Origin of the sequence: Gemmatimonas sp. (assembly GCF_046594945.1) — a bacterium.
GTDB lineage: Bacteria > Gemmatimonadota > Gemmatimonadetes > Gemmatimonadales > Gemmatimonadaceae > Gemmatimonas.
Window position 1 is genome coordinate 1 of the sequence record NZ_JBKJRB010000006.1, and the last position, 19,661, is coordinate 19,661.

19 protein-coding genes are annotated in these 19,661 nt (G+C 64.8%); 9 read left to right on the forward strand and 10 right to left on the reverse strand.

Features of this window, described 5'->3' with window-relative positions; genetic code table 11:
- Window positions 1-98 precede the first annotated feature (98 nt).
- The 9 genes from ACLL97_RS00540 to ACLL97_RS00580 form a co-directional block, all read right to left on the reverse strand.
- Window positions 99-992, reverse strand: coding sequence for a hypothetical protein (locus ACLL97_RS00540; RefSeq protein WP_411278519.1), 894 nt, complete (start codon window positions 990-992; stop codon window positions 99-101).
- Window positions 989-1,318, reverse strand: a complete 330-nt coding sequence (locus ACLL97_RS00545) for a hypothetical protein (protein WP_411278520.1) — start codon at window positions 1,316-1,318, stop codon at window positions 989-991. The genes ACLL97_RS00540 and ACLL97_RS00545 overlap by 4 nt, the downstream gene beginning before the upstream one ends.
- Window positions 1,319-1,480: 162 nt before the next feature.
- On the reverse strand, window positions 1,481-2,689 hold the full coding sequence (locus tag ACLL97_RS00550) for a sensor histidine kinase (RefSeq protein WP_411278521.1): 1,209 nt from the start codon (window positions 2,687-2,689) through the stop codon (window positions 1,481-1,483).
- Window positions 2,690-2,877: 188 nt separating this feature from the next.
- Window positions 2,878-3,252, reverse strand: a complete 375-nt coding sequence (locus ACLL97_RS00555) for a type IV pilin protein (RefSeq protein ID WP_411278522.1) — start codon at window positions 3,250-3,252, stop codon at window positions 2,878-2,880.
- A gap of 314 nt (window positions 3,253-3,566) precedes the next feature.
- Window positions 3,567-3,941, reverse strand: a complete 375-nt coding sequence (locus ACLL97_RS00560; protein ID WP_411278523.1) for a type IV pilin protein — start codon at window positions 3,939-3,941, stop codon at window positions 3,567-3,569.
- Between the two features lie 288 nt (window positions 3,942-4,229).
- Entirely contained in the window at window positions 4,230-4,604 is a 375-nt protein-coding gene (locus ACLL97_RS00565; protein WP_411278524.1) for a type IV pilin protein, read from the reverse strand.
- 364 nt (window positions 4,605-4,968) lie between these two features.
- Window positions 4,969-5,340: a type IV pilin protein gene (locus tag ACLL97_RS00570; protein WP_411278525.1), complete on the reverse strand. Its 372-nt coding sequence runs from the start codon at window positions 5,338-5,340 to the stop codon at window positions 4,969-4,971.
- Between the two features lie 2 nt (window positions 5,341-5,342).
- Window positions 5,343-6,725 (reverse strand): sigma-54-dependent transcriptional regulator, encoded by a 1,383-nt coding sequence (locus ACLL97_RS00575; protein ID WP_411278526.1) that lies wholly within the window; start codon window positions 6,723-6,725, stop codon window positions 5,343-5,345.
- Window positions 6,722-8,521, reverse strand: coding sequence for a two-component system sensor histidine kinase NtrB (locus tag ACLL97_RS00580; RefSeq protein ID WP_411278527.1), 1,800 nt, complete (start codon window positions 8,519-8,521; stop codon window positions 6,722-6,724). The genes ACLL97_RS00575 and ACLL97_RS00580 overlap by 4 nt, the downstream gene beginning before the upstream one ends.
- Before the next feature lie 102 nt (window positions 8,522-8,623).
- Here ACLL97_RS00580 and ACLL97_RS00585 point away from each other — a divergent pair, with 102 nt between their 5' ends.
- From ACLL97_RS00585 to arfB, 3 genes are read left to right on the forward strand one after another with little or no spacing between them, the layout of a single operon-like run.
- Window positions 8,624-9,979 (forward strand): hemolysin family protein, encoded by a 1,356-nt coding sequence (locus ACLL97_RS00585; RefSeq protein WP_411278528.1) that lies wholly within the window; start codon window positions 8,624-8,626, stop codon window positions 9,977-9,979.
- Window positions 9,976-10,776: a class I SAM-dependent methyltransferase gene (locus ACLL97_RS00590; RefSeq protein WP_411278529.1), complete on the forward strand. Its 801-nt coding sequence runs from the start codon at window positions 9,976-9,978 to the stop codon at window positions 10,774-10,776. The genes ACLL97_RS00585 and ACLL97_RS00590 overlap by 4 nt, the downstream gene beginning before the upstream one ends.
- Before the next feature lies 1 nt (window position 10,777).
- Window positions 10,778-11,215 carry an alternative ribosome rescue aminoacyl-tRNA hydrolase ArfB gene (arfB, locus tag ACLL97_RS00595; RefSeq protein ID WP_411278530.1) on the forward strand — a complete coding sequence of 146 codons (438 nt, stop codon included), beginning with the start codon at window positions 10,778-10,780 and terminating at the stop codon, window positions 11,213-11,215.
- A gap of 18 nt (window positions 11,216-11,233) precedes the next feature.
- On the opposite strand, the gene ACLL97_RS00600 is transcribed toward arfB, so the two are convergent.
- Window positions 11,234-11,989 (reverse strand): hypothetical protein, encoded by a 756-nt coding sequence (locus tag ACLL97_RS00600; RefSeq protein ID WP_411278531.1) that lies wholly within the window; start codon window positions 11,987-11,989, stop codon window positions 11,234-11,236.
- A gap of 184 nt (window positions 11,990-12,173) precedes the next feature.
- On the opposite strand from ACLL97_RS00600, the gene ACLL97_RS00605 reads away from it, so the two are divergent.
- From ACLL97_RS00605 to ACLL97_RS00630, 6 genes are all read left to right on the forward strand, one after another.
- A complete protein-coding gene (locus ACLL97_RS00605; protein ID WP_411278532.1) occupies window positions 12,174-12,614 on the forward strand; it encodes a hypothetical protein in 441 nt (146 codons plus the stop codon).
- A gap of 153 nt (window positions 12,615-12,767) precedes the next feature.
- Window positions 12,768-14,993, forward strand: a complete 2,226-nt coding sequence (locus tag ACLL97_RS00610; protein ID WP_411278533.1) for a peptidase domain-containing ABC transporter — start codon at window positions 12,768-12,770, stop codon at window positions 14,991-14,993.
- A 5-nt stretch (window positions 14,994-14,998) separates the two neighbouring features.
- On the forward strand, window positions 14,999-16,360 hold the full coding sequence (locus tag ACLL97_RS00615) for an HlyD family secretion protein (protein WP_411278534.1): 1,362 nt from the start codon (window positions 14,999-15,001) through the stop codon (window positions 16,358-16,360).
- A complete protein-coding gene (locus ACLL97_RS00620) occupies window positions 16,357-17,823 on the forward strand; it encodes a TolC family protein (RefSeq protein WP_411278535.1) in 1,467 nt (488 codons plus the stop codon). The genes ACLL97_RS00615 and ACLL97_RS00620 overlap by 4 nt, the downstream gene beginning before the upstream one ends.
- A 64-nt stretch (window positions 17,824-17,887) precedes the next feature.
- A complete protein-coding gene (locus tag ACLL97_RS00625; protein ID WP_411278536.1) occupies window positions 17,888-18,196 on the forward strand; it encodes a CPXCG motif-containing cysteine-rich protein in 309 nt (102 codons plus the stop codon).
- Window positions 18,180-19,649 carry a CHAD domain-containing protein gene (locus tag ACLL97_RS00630; protein WP_411278537.1) on the forward strand — a complete coding sequence of 490 codons (1,470 nt, stop codon included), beginning with the start codon at window positions 18,180-18,182 and terminating at the stop codon, window positions 19,647-19,649. Before ACLL97_RS00625 ends, ACLL97_RS00630 begins: the two co-directional genes overlap by 17 nt.
- Window positions 19,650-19,661 lie beyond the last annotated feature (12 nt).

The following is a 19,661-nucleotide window of genomic DNA, read 5'->3' on the forward strand; positions in this document are numbered from 1 at the left end:
TGGTGATGGCTGCCAGGGCAAGCAGCGCGACGAGTGCCGTGGCTACCACGACGAACGGCAGGACAAACCCGGCGCGACGCGGGACGCGACGCGCGCGTTCAGCGCTTGCGTTGCGCACTTTCAGCTCTCAGCACGATATCAAAGGCGGCGGTATCACGTCGAACGGCAGCCTGTCCGTCGGGGGCGCGATCGGCTCGCAACTCGAAGCGGAGAGCGGCGGCATTCCATGACGCAAGCGTGACGGCGCCCGCTCCATCCAGAATACGAACCGTCATCCCGCGCTGTGCGGCCGACAGCAATGGGCCGGCAATGGGCTGCACGATATCCCACGCGCCGCCGGACCGGGTGCGTTTGCCCAAGTACCACAACGCGCCGCTGCGATACAGCGACAGTCGCGTGCGCCGTCGGACGGCGACCGCCGCACCAACCACGAGGGGCGAGGGACTCCCGTCGGCGAGCGTGAGTCGCACGGTGCGCCGATCCGCCCAGCCGGCCATCCATGGGGAGTCAGCGCAGGCGGATCCCCAGGAGATGTCGCGCACCGTGGTGGCCAGTGCGATCAGCGACCCGAGCGTATCGGGGTTCATGCGCCAGAGCGACAGCGCGTCGCCGACCTGCACGCTGCTCGCCCATGACACGCCGCGCGGATCGACGGGATCCGCCGCCACCATGTCCACGCGATTGCCAACGCCTTCGGCGGAGCCGGGAGTGGCGCAGACCACGCCGACACCAAGAAGCGCCTCGAATTCCACCGCCGTGTCGCTGACGATCTGGAGATCACGCGCGCGCAGCGGACGCAGCTCCGCCTCCAATGCGGCCTGTGCGTGCCGCAGTTCGCGGGTGCTGCGCTGCGACGACTCCGCCCGTCGCACGAGTCGCCAGCTACCGATCAAGGTGGCCGCTGCAGCGACGGCCAACAGCGCGGCGATCGGGAGTGCAATTATCAACTCCACGAGTGTTCCACCGCGGCGACGGAAGATGCGGTGGCTCATCGGCACCGTCCGGCAGTGCTCACCTGTAGCTCGCGCGCGGCGGCGTTCGCGAGCGCCGAGGCCGACCAGCGCACATCGACACGCGCGCGGTGCAGCGTACTCGCGGCCGTATGCGCTTCATCGACCCTGAGTCGCGACGTCGACCAACGTGTCGTAGCGACGCCGCGCGTGACCGTATCGCACGGCGCCAGCAGCGCGCGGCCGACCGCATTTCCCTGTTCTCGCTGCGCGCGAGCCACTTGGAGTGCGTCGTCGCCCAGCGTCGCCATAGAGACCGACGTGGACGCCAGCACCAGACTCGCGACGGCGACGAGAACGAGTGCCATGAGGCACTCGACGAGCAGCTGACCACGGCGCAGCCGCGAGCGCCAGCGCCAGCGCGGGCTCGCTGCGGCGACTGACGGTGAACGGAACGGTGAACGGGGAGGCATGATCGCACGGTACGGCGATGCATGCTCCCCCGTGTCACCAGAATCGTGCGCGCAGGATCATGACAACGCGGGCCGCTCGCCCGATGTCAGCGCCGGGAGACCACTCGATCCCGAATGGAGCGGCAAGAGGATCACGAATGCGGCGCCGCCCTCACGCGCGCGTTGCACCCAGATCGTCCCGCCCAGATTCTCAATCGTGCTCGCCACAATCGCGAGTCCGAGCCCAGTGCCCTTACCCGGTTGCTTCGTGGAAAAGAATGGTTCGAAAATGCGCTCGGCGTCTTCCGGTGCGACGCCGGTGCCTGAATCGGCCATCACGATCTGAAGGAATCGCGAAGGAGACTCCGGACGGGCTAACCACGCCAGCGCGCGCCTGCTGGGCCGATGCGTCCAGCGCTGCGGCGTCGGATCGGATCGGCGCCTATCGATCGCGTCCGTGATCGACTCGGCGTCGTTGATGCGGCTGCTGATTACGACCTCACCCTCACGATCCATGGCATCGACTGCGTTCAGCAAGAGGTTCACAAACACCTGCTCAAGGTCATGGCGCTCGGCGTATACGATACCAGCGGGCGCCTCGAGACCGCGCGTGACACGAAAACGGCGCACGATCCCCTGATCGTCGAGCAGCCGGACCACGTCTTCAATCACGTCGTCGACGACAATGGGCTTGGGCGTGAGTCGGCGCGGCCGCGCGTAATCGAGCAAGCCGCGCATAATACGATCGATGCGTGTGATTTCGCGCTCGAGGGCATCGAGCGGCTCCGTGGTGCTTGGCACGTCGCTCGTGCGCATACGCAGAAGGTGTGCATAGTTCGCGATCGCCGACAACGGATTGCCGATTTCGTGCGAAATGCCCGCCGCGATCCGTCCCATCGTCGCGAGCTTCTCGATACGCATCCGCGACTGCGTGGCGGCGAGCATCTGCTCCGTCATGCGATTGATGCTGGTCGCGAGTTGCGCGAACTCGTGCGTGTCCGCCACCGGCACCCGGCGGCTGTTGTCGCCGGCGGCGATCGCCTCCGCCGCTTCAACACACTGCGCCAGGGGGACCTCGACCAGCGCCATGACTTGTCGTCGCAGCACGCTCACCCATACGATCGACACCAACACCACCAGCAGCGCCACCAGCGGCCAGCGCAGGTAGGGGGGGAGGTATTCCGTGACCCACATGGTCAGGATAATCGCCGCCAGCGCACTGCCGCTGGCACGGACGAGCACCTGCTTGAGTCGTTGGTGGATGCGGGGAGTCGGGATGGCGAGCACCTGCGGAGGATGCGTGTCGCAGCCTCCTGAAGCAACAGGGCACGGCCACGTCAGGGTAGCCTCCCGAAATAGCGACGAGGGGCCAAGCGTTTGCTCAGCCCCTCGTGCGATGCCTGCGGTGACCAGCCGGCCATCGATGCTACAACGTCGGCGCGACCACGCGCACCTCCGACAACATCACGCCTGCCCTACTTGCAGGCTGCTCCGCCCGGCTGGCCTTCCGCGAGGCCGGCCGGCGTGTCCGTGCCCGTACCGATCAAGCAGCTGGCGCCAGCCGCATTCGCATGAGATGCCGTGCCCGACCACCCCGTCGACGAACCCACGAACGTCAGCGAGACACCCGATGAACCCACCGGTGCGGCGTAGCCAGCGTAGGTGTTGTTGTCCGAGAAGAATGCTTCGGCCGACGACACCATGTTCTTCAGGTCCGACTTCATGGCCGTCACGTACGCCTTGCGCTTGGTGTCGGCGAACTTCGGAATCGCGATCGCGGCGAGAATGCCGATAATCACGACAACGATCAGAAGTTCGATGAGGGTAAAACCCTTGCGAGTGCGCTGCATAGTCCGTCTCCGTTCGGGGGGTGCGACCGGGCCTCAATGCCCGTTTCGTTGCCAACGAACAAGGCAACGCGCGTACCACCCCGTACGACATTCGCAAGTCTATGCCTATGAACGCTTTGCGCATTTCGCACGAGGCCTGGCGACGCCAGCACGATGTCATTTCGCCATTTTGTGGCAATGTGCAATACGGTCCATTTGCCCTTCGTCACATTCGCCTGGCGACGAACGACAGAAGGGGTCGAGCACGACCTCGACCCCTTTGCCTCCTGGTTGGCCCTACGTGCGGTGGAGCAGTGCTCCGTCCGCGGGGGACCCTACTTGCAAGCCGCGCCGCCCGGCTGGCCTTCCGCGAGTGTCGCCGGAGTGCTCGTGCCAGTACCAATCAAGCAAGTGGCGCCGGCCGCATTCGCATGAGTTGCCGTGCCCGACCAACCGGTGGCCGCCCCAACGAACGTCAGCGAGACGCCAGACGAACCTGTCGGAGCCGCGTACCCAGCGTACGTGTTGTTGTCCGAGAAATACGCCTCGGCCGAGGACACCATGTTTTTCAAGTCCGACTTCATGGCCGTCACGTAGGCCTTGCGCTTCGTGTCCGCAAACTTGGGGATCGCGATCGCGGCAAGGATGCCAATGATGACGACCACGATCAGGAGTTCGATGAGGGTAAAACCCTTGCGAGTGCGCTGCATGAGGAGCTCCATAGAAGAAGGCGCGCGAACCTGATGCCCGCGTCGTCGACTACTCTGCAGGCACGGCGCGTACCACTCCGCGGAACTCTCGCAAATCGTTCACGGCACACGCGTTACGAACGCGTCCCCGACTTGGTCCAATCGCGATGCTCTCTCATAACGCCATTATTCTGCAGAATGCCCCGATCGGCAGAGCAGGAACGGCGAAAGGGCCGAGCACGTGCTCGACCCCTTCCCCCCTTACATCGCCCTACGCGTGATGAAACAGTGCTGCGCCCGCGTGTGACCTTACTTGCAAGCCGCGCCGCCAGGCTGGCCTTCGGCGAGCGTGGCCGGCGTGTCCGTGCCCGTTCCGATCAAACAGGTGGCGCCGGCCGCATTCGCGTGCGTCGCCGTGCCCGACCAACCCGTCGACGAACCCACGAACGTCAGCGAGACACCTGACGAACCGGTTGGCGCGGCGTAGCCGGCGTAGGTGTTGTTGTCCGAGAAGAACGCTTCGGCTGAGGACACCATGTTCTTCAGGTCCGATTTCATCGCTGTCACGTACGCCTTGCGCTTCGTATCGGCAAACTTCGGGATCGCGATCGCGGCGAGGATGCCGATGATCACGACGACGATCAGGAGTTCGATAAGGGTGAAGCCCTTGCGAGTGCGCTGCATGTGAATTCTCCAGTGGGGGTCTAGCGACGCTGGTCACCCGTGGTGGTGTCCGACGCGACACCATGCGTTATGGCAACTGCCTTGCCACGCTGATGACACCACGGTAACCCGCTGCACTTCAAACACTTGCATCATTTCAACGCGAGTCTGCTCGGCGCATCGCGCCTTGCCTTTCGCAAGGATCCTTGCAGCGTGCAAGAGCCCTCGAAACGCGCGTATTTCTCGCGCCTTCCGGCGGCGTGACGACCGTGCACGGGGCGTGATAATCGTGCCGTTCCATGGTACGCGCACGTCGAAAACAATAAAGTGGCACGGGCATTGGCCCGTGCCACTCTTTAGTACACGGCGCATCGACAGCAGGCAGCTACTGACAGACCGGCTCACCCGGCGCGTTCGCCGCCAGCGACGATCCAGCCGCCATTGTACACTCGACCCCGGGCACACCGACGTGCGTCGCGGTGGCGGACCACCCCGACGTCGTGCCGGTGAACCTCAGCGTGACCCCGTCCGAACCTTGTGGTGCCGACACGCCCGCATACGTACTTTCCGACGTGAAGTGGGATTCGGCCATGGTCGCCAAGCCGCGTAGATCCGACTTCATCGCGGTGAGATACGCCCGACGTTTCGATTCGCCGAATTTCGAGATCGCCACCGACGCCAGAATTCCGATGATGAGTACCACGATCAACAGTTCGATGATCGTGAAACCGGTGCGACGTCGCATCAGTGCGGACATGATCAGGCTTCTCCGTAGCGGGCGAGTTTGCGATACAGCGTAGATGGATCAATGCCGAGCATGTCGGCCGCACGACTCTTGTTGCCACCTTCGTTCTGCAGGACCCAGTGGATGTAGGCGCGCTCGATCGCTTCGAGCGTCGGCGACACCGGCGTGCGTTCACTCACCAGCGGCTCGGCTCGACGGGCCGTCACGCGCTCCGGCAGGGCATCGGGATCGATCACCGGGCCGGAAGACAGGATGACGGCGCGCTCGAGTGCATTCTCGAGCTCACGCACGTTACCCGGCCACGCATACGCCATCAGCGCGTCTAGGGCGTCGTCACGCAGCATCTTCACGCCCTCGTTCCGCAGCGTCGCGCTGCGCGCCAGGAACGACTCCGCCAACAGCGGGATATCCTCCTGACGGTGACGCAGCGGCGGCAGGTGCACCGCGATCACATTCAGTCGATAGAACAGATCGGCGCGGAAGCTGCCACGCTTGATTTCTTCTTCGAGGTCGCGATTTGTTGCCGCCAGCACACGCGTGTCCACCTTGAGCGCTTCGGTGGCGCCCACCGGAATCACTTCACGCTGCTGCAGTACGCGCAGGAGCTTCACCTGAATCGAAGCGGTCGTCTCACCGATTTCATCGAGAAAGAACGTGCCCTGGTTGGCCGCCGTAAACAGGCCCGACTTGTCCCTCACCGCACCAGTGAACGAACCCTTCACATGTCCGAAAAGCTCACTCTCGAGCAGTGACTCGGGAAGCGCACCGCAATTGATCGAGAGAAAGCTGTTGTCCGATCGGGTGCTCAGTTCGTGGATATAGCGCGCGATCACTTCCTTACCCGTTCCAGACTCTCCGGTGAGCAGCACCGTCGAATCGGTGGGCGCGACGGTCTCGGCGAGTCGCAGCACATCGAGCCAGGGCTTGCTGCGCCCAATTGGACGTCCAGTGGTCGTGCGCTCGCGCCGCTTGATCTCCTGCTTGAGCGTCGTGTTCTCGGCGCGCAGTTTCCGATGTTCGGCCGCGCGGCGGAGAATGGCCAACAGCTCGTCGTTGCGGAACGGCTTTTGGATGTAGTAGAACGCGCCTTCGTTCACCGCCTGCATCGCGGATTGCAACGTGGCCTGCGCCGTCATCAGGATCACTGGCACATCGGGATCGACTTGGCGTGCCATGCTCAGCACCTGCACGCCACTCACATCGGGCATCCGCACGTCCGTGAGCACAATATCCGGACGGAGTTCCGGAAGGCGCTCCACCCCGGCACGGCCACCCTGTGCCGTGAACGGAATGAAGCCTTCGTTTTTGAGCAGAATACGTAACGACTCGAGAATGCCCGGTTCGTCATCCACAATGAGCACGCGTGGAGCGTCACCGGCGAGCGCGGGAGGGGTCACGGTGCAACTCCAATCAGGCAAGGAAGCAAGGCGTTGGCCGACTCGTCGTGAGTTGGCTCGAAGGGGACAGCAGTATGCACCGGCGTTTGACCACGGCGTGACGAATCGTTCTCGCTGGCGATCGGGAGCAGCATCGTGAAGCGTGTGCCGCGCGCGAGCGAGTCGACCAGCACCACCCCGCGATGCGCTTCGACGGCGCGATGGACAACAGGCAGTCCGAGTCCGGTCCCGCCCGCCTTCCCGGTCACGAACGGCTCGAACAGCCGGTCCTTCAGCTCCAAGGGAATGCCCGGGCCGTCGTCCGTGACACTCACGGTCAGCAGCTCGCCAGTCAGCACCGCGGACGCGGCGCCGTGCTCACCGGTTGGGCGATACCGATCGACTTCGATGAATACGTGCCCGTCGGGCCCGACGACCTGAACGGCATTCAGGACGAGATTGAACACGGCGCGATGCAACAGATCTTCGTCGCCCTCTACCGGCGGCAGGTCCGGCGCCACGTGTACCTGCACCTGCACGCCGTCGCGGCGGTCGGGATGCGAGGCCGCGATCGTTGACGCGGCGTTCACGATCGAGCCGAGGTCGATGCGGCTCACACGTGTTACGCGCGCTCGAGCGAAGTCCAGGAAATCGGCTAACAGCCGGCTGAGCCGATCGGCCTCGCGCACCACGAGATCGTGCAGGATGCGCTCGTCGTCATCGTCCGCGGTCGGTTCCAGCGAGCGGGCGCGACGACGGGCCAGCTGCTCGGTCGCGCTGCGAATCGACGCCAGCGGATTTCTGATCTCGTGCGCGAGCGACGCACTTAGCTCGGCCACAGCCTGCAAACGCTCGGCACGAATGTGCAGCGCCTGAATGCGCTTGCTGTCCGAGATGTCCTGAAAGATCGCGGTTGCGGTCACGCCGCCGTCCGGGCGTGTTCCGTTGGCGATGGTGGTGGTCACACCGATCTCCAGTGTCTCGCCGGCGCGATGGATCACCCCTTCGGCGCGCGTGGTGCGCACGCCGTCGCGTGACGACTGTTCAAGGAGCGTCGCGAGTTGCGGCGACACGCCGAGCAGCGTGTGCAACACCGGCCGTCCGACCAGCGCGCGGAGATCGAGGCCGAGCAGATCGGACGCCGCGGGATTCGCGTACAGCAGCCGTCCTTGGGCGTCGACCGTCATGATGCCGGACCGGATCGTTCGCAAAATGTCGGCGGCCTCGAGCTGCACCTTCACCAGCTGCGCGGCAAGGGCCTCGCGTCCCATACCCGCCTGACGCAGTCGTGACGACACATAGCCGGAACCGATCGCTACCACGACAAACACGGCGATCTGTACAGTGATGCCGACATACGGCGTTCCCGGCCGAAGCAGCAGCACATCGGCGGCGTACAGCAGGCAGGCGCCACCGGCCACGGCAAGCCCGCCCCGGAAGGGTAACAACAGGGCCGCGCTGGCGATGACCAGGATATAGAGAGCGGCGAACTGGGAGCTCCAGCCGCCCGTGATGTGCACGACCGCAGTCACGAGCGCCAAGTCGATGGCACACTGTACTCCATAGAAGCCCAGACCGAGCGCGCGGCGCTCGAACTCGCCATACAGCGCTGAGCCGATCGTCGCCAGCGTGGCACAGGCGAACGCCAGCGTAGCGATCAGGGTATCGCTCGGGGCCGCCTCGCTCCAGACGAACACCGCGGCCACCAGGATCGCACAGGAAAGCACAACGCGGCCCAGCCAGACCCAGCGCAGCACGCGGCGCGGGTCGAGCATCTCCTGAATCGGGACCTGAGGGATCGCGGGGGTATAGCGCACGGAAGTCGTGAGTCTTGCAGAATGCCGCAGAAGCGGAATGCCCGGCACTCTTGCAGATTGCACTACCCTGACGAATCACCCGCTTGTCCGTTTCCTTTCAGTATGCTTGCTGACCCTTCTTTACCCGTCGTCCAAGAGATCACCTTCGGTTCGGCTTCGGGACGATTGCTGATGGTGCTGTTGCTGGTGTTGCTCAACGCGTTCTTCGTGGCCGCCGAGTTTGCGCTGGTGGCGGTGCGGAGGAGCCGCATTGACCAGATGGCGGCCGAGGGGGACAGCAGCGCGAAGGCGGTGCAGCGGGCCCTCAGCCAGCTGGACCGGTATATCTCGGGGACGCAGCTCGGCATTACCCTTGCCTCTCTCGCCCTCGGTTGGATCGGTGAGCCCGCCATCGCCGTGCTGGTGGATCGCGCGCTGCACGTGGTTGGGATCGAGCCGGCGGCGGACGCCGTTCACACCGGCGCCGGGATCGCGGTCGCGTTCCTTGTGATCACGTTCCTCCACATCGTGCTCGGCGAGTTGGCGCCGAAGTCGATCGCCCTTGCGCGCCCCGAAACCGTGAGTCGGTGGGTGGTCCGCCCGTTGATGCTTTTTTCGCGGGTCATGTCGCCCTTCATTGGCTTTCTCAATGGCACCGCCAACCGCCTGCTCAAGTTGCTCGGGGTCGAGCCCGTGTCCGAAGGGGGACACGTGCACAGCCCGGAAGAGCTGCGTCTGCTCGTGATGCAGGCTCGGGCACACGGCACGCTCGACGAATCCGACTCGGCGATGCTCGCCGGCGTGTTCGACTTCCACAACAAGAAGGCGCTGGACGTGATGCGCCCGCGCACCGACATGATCGCCATCGCTGAAGACGTTGAACTCGACGAACTGATTGTCACGTTGCGTCGCGAGCGGTACTCGCGCTATCCGGTGTACCGCGAAACCCCCGACGACATTGTCGGTGTGTTTCTCGCGAAGGACTTCTGGCTCCATGAGCATCCGGAGTCGTTCTCGCTTCGCGATCACTTGCGCGAGCCGATGTTCGTACCGGCCACGCGCGCGGCCGAACGCGTACTCGATGATCTGCGACGTACGCGGGCACATCTCGCCGTGGTGCTCGATGAATACGGCGGAACGGCCGGCATTGTGACGATGGAAGATCTCGTCGAGGAAGTCATCGGTGACATCGCCGATGAGTATGATCCGCTGTCGCGCGATGCCCTGCTCTTCGACGGCGTGCTGGAACTCGCCGGCTCCATGTCGCTCGTCGACGTGCGCTCGGATCACAAGCTTCCGATTCCCGAAGGCGACTGGTCGACGCTGGGCGGATACGCTTTCGCGATGTTGGGTAAACTGCCGAAGGTCGGCGATCGCGTGACGTATCCCGGGGGAGAACTTGAGATCGTCGCGATGGACGGCCGGCGGGTGGCCGCGCTGCGCGTGCACTTGCGGACCGACTTGACGAGCACCGTATGAGCCGGACATGGTGGTCGCTCCTTGTCGTCGCAGTGGCAGTCGCGTGCGGCGCGTCGGCCGACCGACGCGATGAAACGGCCGCTGGCATTGAGGGCGCAGGACAGGACACGATCGGTGCGGCGGCCCCTCCGGGCGCGCCGGCCACTGCCTTTCCGAACCCGATGCGCCCGGTGGCGGACATCGTCGCGCCACGATGGAGCGATGAAGATGACCGCGACGACGCAGGCGAGTTTGCGCGCGTCGTGCAGCTGGCGAAGATCGGCCAAGGCCATCAGGTCGCTGATCTCGGCGCCGGCGACGGCTACTATGTGACCCGTCTCTCGCCGCTCGTCGGTGCAACCGGACGGGTGTTTGGAGAGGACATCGTTCCCGACTACCTCACGCTGCTGCAGCGACGCGTACGACGTGAGGGGCTGCGCAATGTCCAAGTGGTGCGTGGTGACAGCCACGACCCGCGCTTGCCCACCGCAAGCGTCGACGTGGCCATCATGATTCACATGTATCACGAGATCGGGCAGCCGTACGCGTTGCTATGGAATCTTGCCACCGCCATGCGTCCTGGTGGACGTCTGGTGATTCTCGACCTGAAGCGTCCCACGTCCGGACACGGTACACCGCCGGCGTTGCTGCGCTGTGAGTTGGCCGCCGTGGGCTACCGGCAGCTGTCGTTCACGAACACCGCCCCCTCGGAGTACGTGGCGATTTTCTCAGCTCCCGACTCGGCGTCGCGCCCCTCACCCGCCACGATATCGAACGCGCTGCGCGGGTCGCCCTGTCGCACGCCGGGAGACCCGTGAGATGACAGCGTCATCGCAAGACGATGTCGAGGTCGTACCCGGGGTGCGCATTCCGGCGAACGAGCTCGATGTGACCGCGATCTCCGGCAGCGGGCCCGGCGGGCAGCATGTAAACCGGAGTGCCACGCGTATCGCGCTACAGTGGAACGTGCGCTACTCTCGCGCGCTCCGAGATGAACAGCGCGCGCTCGTTCTGGCGCGCCTCGCGTCGCGCTTGGATAGCGACGGTGCATTGCGCATCGTGGCCGGCGAGTTCCGCAGTCAGCAACAGAACCGCCGCGCGGCGATCGAGCGGCTGGTACAGCTCGTGTCGCGGGCGCTGGTCGTGCAGAAGCCCCGCCAAGCGACGCGGCCGACACGGGGCTCGGTGGAACGGCGACTGACCGAGAAGCGTCAGCGCGGCGAAACCAAGCGCCGACGACGTCCGGACGACGAATGAACATTGCCGCCCATCGGCTCAGAAGACGATCGCGTTGATGCCCAGGTAGTAGGTCACGAAGTCGGCGCGTCCGCGAATGGGTACCGGCGGTCGGTCGTTATTGTACGCTTCGCGAACGCGATCGGCGTTGAGATAGCGCACATCGTCGTGGCGCAGGAAGCGAGCGCCGAGATCGATGCGCACCGGGTTCTTGCCATTGCTTACACGGATGTAGCTACCCACCGCGCCGCCGTAGGCCCACCCCGCGTCGCTCGCGTTGGTCGTGGTCGCGAACGGATCCTGCTCGTTGCTCGATCCTTCGATCGAGCTCGACGTCCAAAACACCGAGAATCCGCCCAGCGCCGTGGCGTAGGGTGTGAACGTACCATTGGGGCCCAGCAGTTGCGGTCCGGTCACAAATGACACGATGTTGCTGGTGGTGCGCAGGTTGAGTTGAATCAGCCCACCGGTTCCACTCAACGAAATGCGCCGTGTGGCATTCCCGTACGTCAGAAACGACACGTCGCCGCGAAGGTTCGCGATCGAGTTGGGATCGAGCCGCGCGAGGACATAACCACCGAAGCCGAAGCCGTTGCCCGTATTCTGGCCGAATTCGCCCTTGGGCTCCGAGAGCTGTAGATGGAGGCCGATCGATCCGCGACCGGACGGCGCTCCGCCTTCGGCGATGCGCTGGGCGCCGACTGGACCGGTGGCGAGGACGGCGACGACGACCGCGACGAGCGCTGAAATGACCGCCGTCTCGGCAGTTGAACGACGAACGGAAACGCGTGACATATATTGGGCGCGCCGATCGCGCAGTTGAGGCGTTCCTGCGGACCGCCGAATGCGACCCGCCCGGAGGATCAGTACGCAGCCGCAGGCCGAAAGTGTCACGCTTCGATCTCGGCACCTGCGTATCGGCAGTCTTAGCGCGGCCGCCGCTTGAATCCCGACAAGAAATTTCGTATTTGTTCAGGTTATGATCGTCTCCACCCGTCCCTTCTGGCTGCTGCACGTCGTCTTGGTCTTCGCGGCCACGGTGGCGGTGTTGCGCGCCGATGCGTCGGTGGCCGCTGCGACGGAGCCATCGATTCGGGTGACGACTGTCATTCAGCGCTCCCCGTTGCGTTCAACGCCGGCGCTGGCGGCGCTGGCGGCGCTGGCGACCGACGACGCGCCGCTCGCCCGCGCATCATCGCGACTGGCCTCGTGGACACACGCGACGTGGCAGCGCGGCAGCCGCCGTCCCCATCGTACGGCGACCTCGCAGCTCACCGGCGCCGAACGTGCTCCGGGCACCGCGTTCGGCGCGACACCGGCGCGTCGGGTCGACGCACCGGTGTCGGCGCGACTCCACCATGATCGACGCGACGATCGACGGCGCGGCGCGCCGCCTCGGGCGCCACCGAACGACTGCTGATCTCTCGCGGTACCTGCTGGCCCACCAGCGGCGGTACCCGTTGCAATTCCAGCTACAGGAGTACGCGCACTCAGGCCCGTCTCCAATCGCGTTCGCCCGCGTCACGCCTGTCGATGCGGGAACGCTCTTGCTCATAGATCCCTCGATTGCGCCATGCCGGCTCAAGCAACCCGTGTCAATCAATTGGTCACCGCCGCGCTCGGACTCGACGTCGAGCAGGCACGCTGGCGCGCGCTGACGCGCCAGATCTCCCCCACGGATGCATTGCCGAACCGCCTCCGCTCCATCGGCGGCGCGGTGGACGTCGGCTATCTCGACCGTCAGCTCTCCCACGACACGCTGCGCCTCGCGATCGCCCAGCGCACCGTTCCCATCATTCTGATCGACCCGCGCAACGACGACGCGATCGTGCTGTGCCGGAACGACGACGATAGGGTGCAGGCGCTGGTCGTACCGCGCGATGGGAGCGAGGTCACGATCGAGGGACAGGGCGACGCACTCGCCGACGCCTTGATCGCGCGTCTCGGTGCGGGCACGCTGCTGACCGCGCTGGCGCCGATGGCACTGCGGCCGGCCAATAGCGCAACCTCCAGCGCCTCCCCGCACAGCCCCCTCGGCCACGCGATCCACGAGGAGGAGGAGTACGAGCCGCGAACTCCGATCGATCGCACGCTGGCGCTCTTTGCGCGGGAGCGGCGCGAGATCCTCACGGTGTTCTTCTATGCGACCCTGTCCGGTGGCTTGAGCCTGATCCTTCCGCTCGCCGTTGGCGGCATTGTGCAGATCGTGCAGGGGCGACTGTACCTGCAGCCCGTGATCGTGCTCATCTCCTTCGTCGTGCTCGGTACGATCGTGGCCGGGGTGTTGCAGATCGGCATTCTGAAGGTCGTGGAGCGTATCCAGCAGCGCGTCTTCGCGCGCATGGCGTTGGAGTTCGCCTTTCGCATTCCACGGCTGCGCTACGCGGCGTCGCTGGAGTCGAACCTCCCCGAGCAGATGAACCGTCTGTTCGAAGCGATCGCGATTCAAAAGGGCGTGCAGAAGCTGCTGCTCGATGTGCCGACCGCGCTGCTCACCATCGTGTTCAGCCTGATCCTGCTCACGGTGTACAGCCCCTGGTTCTCCGGCTTCGCGCTCGGTGTCACGGCGGCCCTCTGGCTCATCATCCGCTGGTCCGGCCCCGAAGGTCTCGAGACCTCCATCGTGGAGTCGAAGTACAAGTACAAGGCGGTGCACTGGCTCACGGAAATCGCTCGCGCCTTTCACGCGTTCAAGTACGCCGGCGATTCCACGCTGCCCGTGGAACGCATGGACGATGTCGTGACCGGGTATCTCAAGTATCGGCGCAAGCACTTCGCGGTGCTCGTGAAGCAGACCATCGCCCTGATCGGTTTCAAGACGTTTATCACAGCCGCCGTGCTGATCATCGGCGCCACGCTGGTGCAATCCAACCGGCTCCTGCTTGGCCAGTTCGTGGCGGCGGAAGTGGTGATCGTAACCGTCCTCGCCGGTGTCGAGAAGCTGATTACCAGCCTCGCCACGGTGTACGATGTGCTCACCAGCGTCGACAAGTCGGGCCATGTGGCGGATCTGCCACTCGAAGCCCGCGGTGGACTCGCGCCGTTGCACGTGCCTGGGGTCGGCGTGTCGATCGTCACGAAAGATCTCCGCTATCGCTACCCATCCGCACGGTCGGCCACCGTCGACGGTATCACGGTAGCGATCGAGCCGGGCGAACGCGTGGCGATCATGGGGTCCGACGGGTCCGGTCAGTCCACGCTGCTCAAGCTGCTCGGCGGCCTGATCGACGACTACGATGGCACCATACGGTTCGACGGCGTCACGTTGCGCGATCTCGACCGGCCCGCCCTGCGCGCGCGCATCGGGCAGATGCTCTCGTGGACCGATCTCTTCGACGGAACGGTCGAGGAGAACGTAAGCGTGGGCCGTACGCACATCACGCCGCGCGATGTGCGTGAAGCGCTCGACGACCTCGCGCTCACCGACGAGATCCAACAGCTGCCGCAGGGCATTCAGACGAAGCTGACGAACGGCGGACGGACATTGCCGGCACACCTCGCGAGAAAGCTGCTCGTGGCGCAAGGCATGGTGGGTCGCCCTCGACTGATCGTGCTCGACGACTACTTTCAGAATCTCGACGCCGCGTCGCGCACGCTCATCATCAAGCTACTCACTGATCGGAGCCGACCCTGGACAGTGATTGCCGTCTCGCACGATCCGCAGCTACTCGCGGCGTTCGACCGCGTGCTCCTCGTGGAGCGGGGCCAGATCGTGCGCGAAGGACCGTTCAGCGTTCTGCGTGAAGATGCAATGTGCCGCAATCTGCTGCACGAGACGCCAACGACCACGGGAGCCTGAACAGCATGGCCTTGTCCGATCTCGATATCGAACGCGAACTCAAGCATTTGCCGCTGGAGACCACGGCACTCTTGGGAGAAGCGAACATTAGCCGCATCGTGTCGCGATGGCTGCTGGGCATTCTCATCACGCTGTTCCTGGTGCTCTTCCTTCCCTGGCAGCAGAGCGTACGCGGCGAGGGCACCATCACGGCACTCGATCCATCCGATCGTCCGCAGGAGCTGCCCACGCGAATCGATGGCCGCATCGAACAGTGGTACGTACAGGAAGGTCAATATGTGAACAAGGGAGACAGCATCGTCCGCATCTCCGAAATCAAGGAGGAGTACCTCAATCCGAACATGCTGCCGCTCACGGCGCAGCAACAGTCGGCGAAGGAATCGGCGATCGGCGAAAAACAGAATAAGGCGGCCGCGCTCACCACGCAGATCTCGCAGCTCGGAGCGCAACGCGACTTCAAACTGCAGCAGGCGGCCAACAAGATCGCGCAGTATCGCGCGGAAGTCCGTCAGGCGGCGCTTGAAGACTCGGTGGCGCACGACCAACTGCGTCGTCGAGAGCGGCTATTTCGCGATACGTTGGGCTTGGTGTCAGTGAACGAGCTGCAGGCGTTTCAGCTTCGCGTGCAATCGGCATCGGCCAAGCTCGTGGAAAAACAGCAAGTGCTACTCAGCGCGCAAACGGATCTGTCGAGCATTCCCGCCGAATACGGCGAGAAGATCTCGAAGACGCGTTCCGATCGCGCATCGACACTGGCCGAAGTGAGCGAGGGCCGCTCGGAGGTCGCAAAGCTGAAGGACAAGGTTGGCTCCCTGACGATTCGCAACGGATTCTACCTCATCGAGGCGCCGCAGGATGGCTATATCGTGCGCGCCACGAAGGCCGGTCAGGGCGAAATCGTGAAGGCGGGCGAACCGATCGTCACCATTCAGCCGGCGCGGCCCAGCAAGGCGGTTGAACTGTTTGTGAAGCCGATGGACATCGCCCTGCTCAAGCCGGGACGGCATGTGCGCATCTTCTTCGATGGCTGGCCCGCGCTGCAGATCTCGGGATGGCCGCAGGTGGCGTCAGGCACCTTCGGCGCACAGGTGGCGGTGATCGACCAGTTCCCAAATCGCACGGGACTCTTTCGCGTGCTGCTCGTGCCCGACACCACACACGACGCACAGTGGCCGGCGCAGCTGCGTCTGGGCACGGGGGTGCAAGGCTGGGCCATGCTCGACAACGTCACCGTGGGCTGGGAAATCTGGCGCCAGCTCAACGGCTTTCCGCTCTCGATCAATCCGAACGAAGCGTTGCCGGCCGACGCGGTCGCCGGTGAGAAGAGCGCGGGCAGGAGCGTTTCCAAGGACGGAGGCAAGAAGTGATCGGGCACCTGCGTACCGCGCTTGCCCTCGCGCTCGGCATCTCCTGGACCATGTCGGCGTCGGCGTCGGCACGAGCGCAGGTGGCGCCGTCGCGGGTCGACACGCTCGGCACGCCGTTCGCATTTCCTGCCTTCGTGGACGGCATTCTCGCCAATCATCCGGTTGCCGCGCAGGCGCGCTTGGTGGCCGATCAGGCACGCTCTGACCTGCGCACCGCGTGGGGCGCCTTCGATCCAACCTTGACGGCCTCGTGGGATCAGAAGAAGTTCGGCGGCGAGCAGTACTACAACTACTTCGACGCCGAACTCAAGATTCCGCTGCCGATTGGCGCCGATGTCACAATCGCCTTCGATCGTTCGATGGGCCGGTACTTCAATCCGGACCGACGTACCGCCGCCAACGGCACGTTCGAAGCGGGCATCTCGATTCCCCTCGGACAACGCATTCTCACCGATGAACGGCGCAACGCCCTGCAACAGGCACGCGCCGCGCGGGACGCCGGAGAAGCCGACCGCACCGCCATCGTCAATAAGCTGTTGTTCTCGGCCGCCAAGGACTACGGCGCCTGGTACGAAAGCTGGCGTCGTCGGGTCATCGCGCAGGAAGGCGAGGCGCTAGCCGAGTTCCGGCTGCAGGCGGTCCGACGTCGCGTTGCGAGCGGCGAAAGTGCGCCGATCGACACCATCGAAGCGTTGCTGGAGCTGCAACGCCGTGAGGTCACCCGCTTCGAAGCCGAGGCGTCCTTCTACGTCTCGTCGCTCAATGTCACAGCCTATCTCTGGGATAGCGCCGGCCGGCCCGCGCCGCTCCCGGCCGACGCCAAGCCAGTGCTGCTGGGCATTGAACGGGCGGGCATCGACTCGACCCGTCTCGAGGCACTGCTCGATCTGGCCACGCGCCGAAACCCCGACCTGCTCAAAGTACAGGCGCGCGTCAAACAGGCGGAGGCGCAGCGATTGTTCAGCACCCAGGCGCTCATTCCGCTGGCCGAAGCAAAGCTGGCCGGCCTCGGCGCGAGCGACAGCGAGCAGGCGTTTTTCGATGGCAAGCGGCTCGACAACAACTACAAGGCCGGACTGAGCATCAAGTCGCCATTGCTCTTTCTCAAGGAAACCGGTCGGTTCGCGTCGTCGGGCCAGCGTCTCGAATTTCAGCGGCTCGAGCGGGATCGGTTGCGGCGCGAAGTCGAATTCGATGCGCGAGCGGCGATCTTCGATCTGTTTAATCTCGAGCGCCTCCGGCAGCGACAGGTGGCCAATGTGCGCAACGCCGGCCTGTTGCGCGACGCCGAGCAGGTACGCTACGAAAACGGCGAAGGAACACTGCTCATTCTCAACCTCCGAGAACGGCTGGTGCTCGACGAAGCCGTCAAACTTGCGGCTGTAGAGGCCAAGGTGGCCGGCGCCCGTGCCGCCCTCGCCGTGGCTACCGGTGACCGAACGCTGCTGTTCATGCAGAACTGAGTCGCCAGAGGTGGACAGGAACGGTCGCGGCGTTTGATTACGCGCATGCTTTCACCGTGCGAACATGCGTGACCGAGAAGAGTGGGACCTGCCGGATGACGCCGGCGATCCTGATGAGGCCGAAGACGCGCTCGACGACGAGGAGTTCCCCCTCGGCGACGGCGTGGCCGATCTCGTTGGGGAAGTACACTGTCCGTACTGCGGCGAACCGGTCGAGATCACCCTCGATCCGGGCTCGGGAACGCATCAGCAATACATCGAGGACTGTCAGGTCTGTTGTCGGCCGTGGCTCGTCTCGGTGAGCTATGACGATGACGGCACGGCCCACGTGCACGTCGACGCGAGCGACGACCACGATGTCAACGATGGTTGACGGGTCGATCCTGACCTCCACCGATCTGCGTCGGCTGCTGCCTGAGGCGCTTCGCCGACCGGCGCAGGAAGGCGCTCGTCTGGTGGCACTCCATTGGCTCGTGCAACTCTGCGAAGCACGCGCGCAGTGGCTGCTGCCCAGCGCACCGGATGCCGTAGGAACCGACACGGGATCGTCAGCGGAAACGCTGCATCGCGCTCGCGTGTCGTTGCGACGGCTCCGGGCGGTGCTCCGCGAGCACGAGCGTGCGCTGGATGGCGCGGTCGACCGGCGTACGCTGCGGTCCCTGCGGGCACTCGGACAGGCTACGAACGCGGTGCGCGATGCCGATGTGCAGCGCTCTTGGCTCGACGCCGAGATGGAACAGCTCCCTGCGGTCGCCCGTGACGAAGCGATGCGCCTGCGCGCCATCCTCGACCGCCGTGTGACCCGTTCTTCAGCGGCGGTAACCCGCGCCTTCGAAAAGCATTTCGATCCGATCGTGGATCGACTCTTCGCGCGCCTCTCCACGTTTCTGCTGCTGCACCGCGTTGGTATGCCCGTCACGCCCACTCCGTTCGCGCGACATCTCGCGACGCGTGTGGAGCGCGCGTCGGCGCGACTGCGTCGTGATCTCGAAAGTGTCACCAGTGTCGACTCGCGCGAAGCGATGCACCAGGTGCGCATTCGCCTGAAACGCCAGCGGGCAATGCTCGCGCCCTTTGCCAAGTCACGCCCCGCCCTCGGCGCGTGGTACGAACTGGCCACTCGCGGCCAGGATCTGCTCGGCGCCGTGCGCGACGCCGATCTGCTGGCCGAGCGCGCACACAAGGCAAACCTTCTGGCGCTGCATGGCGCGCTCAAGGCCGTGGCACTCGCGCACTACGAGGCGTTCACGCTCGACTGGTGCGCACGCATCGACGGCGTGATGAACTCGCTCGCGATGGCCGTCGTCGAACTGCGGCGCGATAGTGCACCGACCACTGAGGCCGGCGTGCCGCTCGAGATCGAGCGGAAGTATCTCCTCACCCGCGTGCCGCCAATTGCGGCGTCGGTTCCGCCCACGCTCATCGAACAGGGCTGGCTTCCGGGCACCGCGCTGCGTGAACGCTTGCGTCGGTCCACGAATCCCGACGGCACCATCTCGTGCTGGCGGAACGTGAAACTCGGCCCTGCGCAGGCACGGGTCGAGATCGACGAGGGCACGAGTCGGGAACTCTTCGAGGCGATTTGGCCTCTCACGGCCGCCGCGCGCGTGCGCAAGCAACGGCATGTCGTGCGTGATGCCGCGTATGCCTGGGAGATCGACGTCTTCCTCGATCGTGATCTCGTGCTTGCCGAAGTCGAACTCTCGGGGCTCGACGACCGTCCAGCGCTTCCCGAGTGGCTTGCCCCGTACGTCGAGCGCGACGTCACCGGTGAACCAGCCTTTTTCAATTCGGTGCTTGCGCGCGCTGCGCGCACGCCGGGCTAAGCCCGCGATGAG